Annotated in this window: 8 protein-coding genes and 2 pseudogenes; 3 read left to right on the top strand and 7 right to left on the bottom strand. The window is 68.2% G+C overall.

The features are described 5' to 3' along the window. Positions 1 to 460, bottom strand: a pseudogene (locus B118_RS0124560) (right-handed parallel beta-helix repeat-containing protein); the annotation flags it as partial. A 184-nt stretch (positions 461 to 644) separates the two neighbouring features. Between B118_RS0124560 and B118_RS31325 the strand changes: the two are divergent. Further along, positions 645 to 875: pseudogene (locus tag B118_RS31325) on the top strand (hypothetical protein). Here the strand turns inward: B118_RS31325 and B118_RS0124550 are convergent. Together B118_RS0124550 and B118_RS33335 are read right to left on the bottom strand one after the other, a co-directional pair. Continuing rightward, positions 862 to 1,338 (bottom strand): hypothetical protein, encoded by a 477-nt coding sequence (locus B118_RS0124550; RefSeq protein ID WP_028193653.1) that lies wholly within the window; start codon positions 1,336 to 1,338, stop codon positions 862 to 864. The pseudogene B118_RS31325 and the gene B118_RS0124550 overlap by 14 nt on opposite strands. A gap of 249 nt (positions 1,339 to 1,587) precedes the next feature. After that, positions 1,588 to 1,815: a hypothetical protein gene (locus B118_RS33335; protein ID WP_027646987.1), complete on the bottom strand. Its 228-nt coding sequence runs from the start codon at positions 1,813 to 1,815 to the stop codon at positions 1,588 to 1,590. Between the two features lie 215 nt (positions 1,816 to 2,030). Between B118_RS33335 and B118_RS0124535 the strand changes: the two genes are divergently transcribed. Then, positions 2,031 to 3,548, top strand: a complete 1,518-nt coding sequence (locus B118_RS0124535; protein WP_028193652.1) for an RCC1 domain-containing protein — start codon at positions 2,031 to 2,033, stop codon at positions 3,546 to 3,548. A gap of 124 nt (positions 3,549 to 3,672) precedes the next feature. Here the strand turns inward: B118_RS0124535 and B118_RS0124530 are convergent, their stop codons facing one another. The 4 genes from B118_RS0124530 to B118_RS0124520 all read right to left on the bottom strand — a co-directional run bounded on the left by B118_RS0124530 (position 3,673) and on the right by B118_RS0124520 (position 4,936). Next, positions 3,673 to 4,191 (bottom strand): hypothetical protein, encoded by a 519-nt coding sequence (locus B118_RS0124530; RefSeq protein ID WP_028193651.1) that lies wholly within the window; start codon positions 4,189 to 4,191, stop codon positions 3,673 to 3,675. Between the two features lie 159 nt (positions 4,192 to 4,350). Continuing rightward, a complete protein-coding gene (locus B118_RS31320) occupies positions 4,351 to 4,530 on the bottom strand; it encodes a hypothetical protein (protein ID WP_080678177.1) in 180 nt (59 codons plus the stop codon). Further along, on the bottom strand, positions 4,527 to 4,757 hold the full coding sequence (locus B118_RS33330; RefSeq protein ID WP_027646216.1) for a hypothetical protein: 231 nt from the start codon (positions 4,755 to 4,757) through the stop codon (positions 4,527 to 4,529). Before B118_RS33330 ends, B118_RS31320 begins: the two co-directional genes overlap by 4 nt. Then, the gene (locus B118_RS0124520; protein WP_028193650.1) at positions 4,757 to 4,936 is read right to left on the bottom strand and encodes a hypothetical protein; all 180 of its coding nucleotides are present in this window, start codon (positions 4,934 to 4,936) and stop codon (positions 4,757 to 4,759) included. Before B118_RS0124520 ends, B118_RS33330 begins: the two co-directional genes overlap by 1 nt. Positions 4,937 to 5,062: 126 nt before the next feature. Between B118_RS0124520 and B118_RS29245 the strand changes: the two genes are divergently transcribed. Next, positions 5,063 to 5,601, top strand: a 539-nt coding sequence (locus B118_RS29245) for a helix-turn-helix domain-containing protein (protein WP_043542034.1), incomplete at its 3' end; no start/stop codon positions are given.

The following is a 5,601-nucleotide window of genomic DNA, read 5'->3' as shown; positions in this document are numbered from 1 at the left end:
TGTGTTTGCCGCCGTTGAGAGTGATCGGGGTAGTGATCGCGGGCAAGCCCGCACCGTCGTCGATGTCGCCCATGAGTGTGTAGGTGCAGTCCTCGGCGAGGTCGAGGACAGCACCNCCGCGGGCGTTGGCGAGGGTGATCGCCGCGATCAGCGCATCGGCGCCACACCGAACTGGTGTGGCCTTGCCNTTGTCCTTCTCACCCTTGCCCTCGTGATCCTTGTTGTCGGTGGAGGCGCGGATAGGTCTTCCCAGCCGGTCATCGGCGGCGGTGACAGCGCGTTCGACGGCGCCGATAGCCGGCGCGCCGCCAACGCCGAGGCTGGTGGTGAGGGCCAGGCTGGTCATCCCGGCCAGTCCGACGGCCCGCCGTCGTGACCTCGCCCGGCGTGCACCTGGTCGGTCCGGTTTGTGTTCGTGGCGCTGATCGTTCATCGCGGTGTTGGCGTCCTTCCCCGTCACGGACGAGAACCACCGACCCCGGAGGGCGGGGCCGCGGTGGTGTTCCTCGGCTACCAGGCAGGCGGCAGCAACCACCCCGAGCTAAACCGACACCAACCCCACCAAGACATGAACCCGAAAAACATGCCTGAACGAGACATGAGACCGCCGTGGCATCAGGCCCACCCCGCACACCCGGAGAGGAATGACCCACGACTACCTGATCTCGCTCATCCGCACCGCGGCCCCGCGGCTGCCGGCGCGCTGCTCGCCTGGCTGGCCTCGACGGCGGGCATCGTCCTCGACGTCGTCCACCGCCCTCACTGCCGGGGTGGTGGCGCTGGCGATGGCCGGCTACTACGCCCTCGTCCGAGTGGCCGAGGCAGGGTGGTCGGGCTCGGTGTTGCCGAGGCGAGACCCAACTAATTCAGGCTGAATGCTGCAGTAACCACGACGGCGACGGCGAACCAGAGGACGAACGCGACGGCACTGACGCCAACCATGATCAATGCCTTAACGGCGGTCGGGGTCTGGATGCGGGTGACAGCACCCACGTTCACCACAAAGCCCAGCGCTCCGATCAGTCCACCGAGGGCGCCACCGACAGCGACCATCAGGAGGATCGGCAGCAGGGTCATGACTCGCAGGACAGCCGGTACCGAGGGCCCGGTCCGATGCCGTACACCGTTGACCTCCACAGTCGGGTAGGGGTCGGCGAACGCGCTGCGTACAGTGGCTTCAACCGCACCACCGCCCGCTGCCGGCAGCGCGTACTGGTGCCCGCCGGTCCGGGGGGCTGGCACTCCGCTAACGGTGACGACAGGGTGGGCCCGGAAGGCGTTGGTCGTCACGACAATCGGGCCGGCGACGCTGTCGATGCTGATAGGTTCTGTATTCACCAAGATGATCTTAAGCTATCTGCGTGCCCGCACCATACCTGCCCGTGACCAGGGAAACCGACACCAGTCTCGCTCACCAGCGGCCCCTGTTTAGCCACCACAGGGGGCCCGGATGGGGGAGGGCTTGGTGGATTCTCTTTCCGGATCCGTTGGGGTAGCGGCGGTGGTGGCGGATTGCGGCGCCAGGACGGACACGCACGACAGGACAGCCCCTTCCAGTTGACAAATGAGAGCGCGCGGCGGCGGGCTTCACCGCCGGCCCCGGGGTTCGGGTGGCGCCCAACCTCCCTGCCCGAGCGTGGTGAGGTAGTCGTAGGCGGTTTCGGTGGGCGGGCACGGCCAGGCGGACCGGCAGATCGGGCACCGGTCCACTCGCGGCCAGTGTTCGGTCATGATTCGCCGGGCGGACAGGATCATCCGGTTGCGTAGCTGGACCGTAGAGAGGCTGCCGGAGGGCGGCCGGGCGTGGGTGGCCATGACCGGCGGTAGGCCCGCTGCCGGGCCAGCGGGGTCAGCAACGGCCGGCTGTCGAGGATCACCGTCGGTTGGTCCCACAGTGGGCGGCAGGCGTGTCGACCGGCGGCGTCAGCTGGATGTCAACTTCAGGGCGTTTCTCCATATCTACGTGGGATAGGTGGTTGACACTTACGCCTGCCCTATTGACGGCGCTTGCCTGCTTGGAGGTAGGAACGATGGAGAGACTCTGCCGATCGGCAGGACGTGGCGCGGGCCGGGGGAGCCGGGCCATCACCGGCTGGTTCTTTGTGGTGTTGGCCGCGGTGGTCACGCAGGCAGTCGCCGTGTGGCCCGCGGCCGCGCAGCACGCGCCATCACCATCCGACGTCGCGTCAGACACCGTCCTTACCTGGGGTGAAAATGTCTTCGGTCAGCTAGGGGACGGGACCACTACTGACAGCAGTCTCCCTGTCGACGTCGACCTGCCCGCAGGCACCGCGGTCACCGCCATCGCCGGCACCGACGGCAACAGTTTCGCCTTAACCTCCACCGGCACCGTCCTCGCCTGGGGCGAGAACGGCTCCGGCGAACTGGGTGACGGCACCAACACCGACAGCACCACTCCCGTGGACGTCAAGCTGCCGGCCGGAACCACAGCCACCGCCATCGCCACGGGCACCTTCCATGCTCTGGCGTTGACCTCCACCGGCACCGTCCTCGCCTGGGGACTCAACTTCTTTGGTGAGCTGGGAGATGGGACCACCCTTGCAAAGAACAAGCCCGTTCCCGTGAACCTACCCGCAGGAACGACGATCACCGCCATCGCCGGCGGCCGTGGCCATAGCTTGGCGTTGACCTCCGCCGGCACCGTCCTCGCCTGGGGCAGGAACAGCCAGGGCCAGTTGGGCGACGGGACCAACACCGACAGCACCACACCCGTCGACGTCGACCTACCCCCAGGCACCACGATCACCGCCATCGCCGGCGGCGGCCGCCACAGCCTGGCGTTGACCTCCACCGGCACCGTCCTCGCCTGGGGTCAGAACTCCGCCGGCCAGCTAGGCGACGGGACCAACACCGACAGCACCACACCCGTCGACGTCGACCTACCCCCAGGCACCACGATCACTGCCATCACTGCCCACGACGGCGATCACAGTCTGGCCTTGACCTCCACCGGCACCATCCTCGCCTGGGGCAGGAACAGCCAGGGCCAGTTGGGCGATGGCACCAACACCGACAGAAGCACACCTGTGGACGTCGACCTGCCCGCAGGCACCACGGTCACCGCCATCGACAACGGCGACGACCACAGCATGGCCCTAGTCGCACCACCAACATCCACCACCACCCTGCAGGTCGCCCCAGCCACCCCGACAGCGGATCAGGACATCACCCTCACCGCCACCGTCACCTGCAACGTCGACACCCCCACCGGAACCATCACCTTCCACACCAACACCACCCACCTCGCCACCGTCCCCCTGACCACCACCGGCACCGCAACCCACGTCACGACACTGCTCGTCGGCACCCACACTCTCACCGCCGGCTACACCAGCACCAACACCTGCCCCAACAGCCAATCCACACCGATCGGCGTCACCATCAACCCACCACCCGACGAGCCCGACCTACCCATCACCGGCTCCAACATGACCGCCGGCATCGGTGCTGCCGCCCTGTCCATCCTGGCCGGCGTCATCCTCATCTACGCCGCACGCCGACGCCGACCACCACACCAGCCCGAATAGAAACAAAGCCCCGCCCTCCCGATCGGGGAGAACGGGCCGCCTTTGTTACATGGTGGGCTGTCCTGAACCGGGGCAGGCGCCCCGGCTGCCCATCGCCTGATGCGATGGGCAGGAACTACCTGGGCTACACCGACGCGGGCTCCGCAGGTGGAGCATTGCGACTGAGATGCCATGACTGGACTCCCTGGGGGATCTGGTAGTCCGGATACGGGTCGGTCTCGGGCTCGCCCGCGCCCCCGGATGCCGCGGTAGCGCGGAGGTAGATCACCGATCGGTCGCTGGCAGTGATGCGGATCGCGGCGGCAACGGGCACTTCCACGCCGGGCTGTTGGCACAGCTCCCACGAGGTGAACACCTCGGGCCGGGCGACATCCAGGAGTTGCTGAGCGAGCACGAGGATTCGGGCGGCGCGCTGCTTCGGTGGCAGCGGCCCGGTGGGCAGCGGTACCGGTGTGGCGTCGCGCGGTGGTACGCCGGCCCAGAGCATGGCGGCTGTCCCGGACTGGTGTCTGACCTTGATCCCCGGGGGCGACTGTCCGCCCGGCTGGGTGTCGGCGCCGTAGCGGGTGACCTCGACGATGTCGGGGTGCTCGGCTGCCCGGAGGATGGCAGTCATCACGTCCAGGGCCTGGGATACCTGCACGGGCGCTCTCCTGATCTATCCGGGATCGTGGCTGCTCACGTGCCGGGCCAGTGCACCGGCGGGGTGGGCAGGGCGCGGCTCCAGCGCATCGCGGTCAGGCGTGGCGCCGACGCCGTGATCCGCCCTGGCTGGGCACACAGCCTGGATCGGTTGCAGGTTTCACGTCGCCTCCAGAGATAGGGATGAGCCGAGCAGGTCGTGCGTGAGTAGCCCGGCGTACGCGTCCGCCCAGGGCCAGCATCGCTGCGGGGTGCCGCACACGAGGCAGCGGCCGTTGACCTGCCGGTGGTCGTGCAGGTCCCGCCACCTGCGGCGGATGGTCGCGTCGCCGGGATTCAACGCCGGCTCCGCGCGCGTTGCGGGGGCGCCCAGTTGCCCTGCCCGACCGAGCCGAGGTAGTCGTATGCGGTCTCGGTGGGCGGACACGGCCACCCGGATCGGCAGATCGGGCACCGGTCCACCCGCGGCCAGTGCTCGGCGATGATCCGCCGGGCGGACAAGATCATCCGGTTACGTAGCTGAACCGTCGACAGACTGCCGGAGCGCGGCCGGGCACCGGTGGCCATCACCGGCGGCAGGCCCGCTGCCGGGCCAACCGGGTCATCAACGGCCGATGATCGAGGATCACCGTCGGCTGGTCCCACAGTGGGCGGTAGGCGCCGGCCCGCGCCGAATACACCGTGGCGGGACCGGTGGCGTCCAGCCGTGCGGGCCGGTGGCGGAGTCGGCGGAGTAGCCGGATCATGCGCGTGCTCCCTCACCCTGGCGCCTAGGACATCCATCCGGTCGCGTCGTGTGATTTCAGCGTGCGACGACGGGACTACGCTCGGAAGGAGGTCAATGTTTTCAGGGCTTTTCAGCAGGGGGACGTGTGGACGATCTCGGCACCCAACTCCGGCAGACTCGTACCGAGGCCGGGGTTACATTGGCCTCAATGGCCGCTCGTACCTCGTACTCGGTGTCACACCTGAGCAATGTCGAGGCTGGGCGGAGGACAGCAACGCCAGACATCGTGCTCGCCTACGCGCGGCTCCTGGGGGAGGGTGAGATGAGGCGTCGACAGATGTTCGGCCTGGCGGCCGGCGTCGTTGGCCCGGTCGTGGCCGGCGAACTGATCCGGGCCGGTTTCAGCGCTGCGCTACGCGGCCGGACTGCTGAGGAGGACTGGCGGGAGCGGGTCGACCAGTACGGTCGGGACTACATGGCGGTGGGAGCCGTGGTGCTTCAGTCCCGCCTCGCGAACGACCTTGTGATCCTGCAACAGCACCTGGAAACGCCGGCCATGTGGTCACACGCCGCCAGGGCGTTGGTGACCTACGGCAAAACCACTCCCAACCCCACTGAGGCCATCCGGTGGTATGACCTAGCCGGCGTGGCCGCCGACCGCTCCGACGATCTCGCCGTGCGGGT

It is taken from the genome of Salinispora pacifica CNR114, assembly GCF_000514775.1.
Lineage (GTDB): Bacteria > Actinomycetota > Actinomycetes > Mycobacteriales > Micromonosporaceae > Micromonospora > Micromonospora pacifica.
This window is presented reverse-complemented; position numbering and strand designations above follow the sequence as displayed.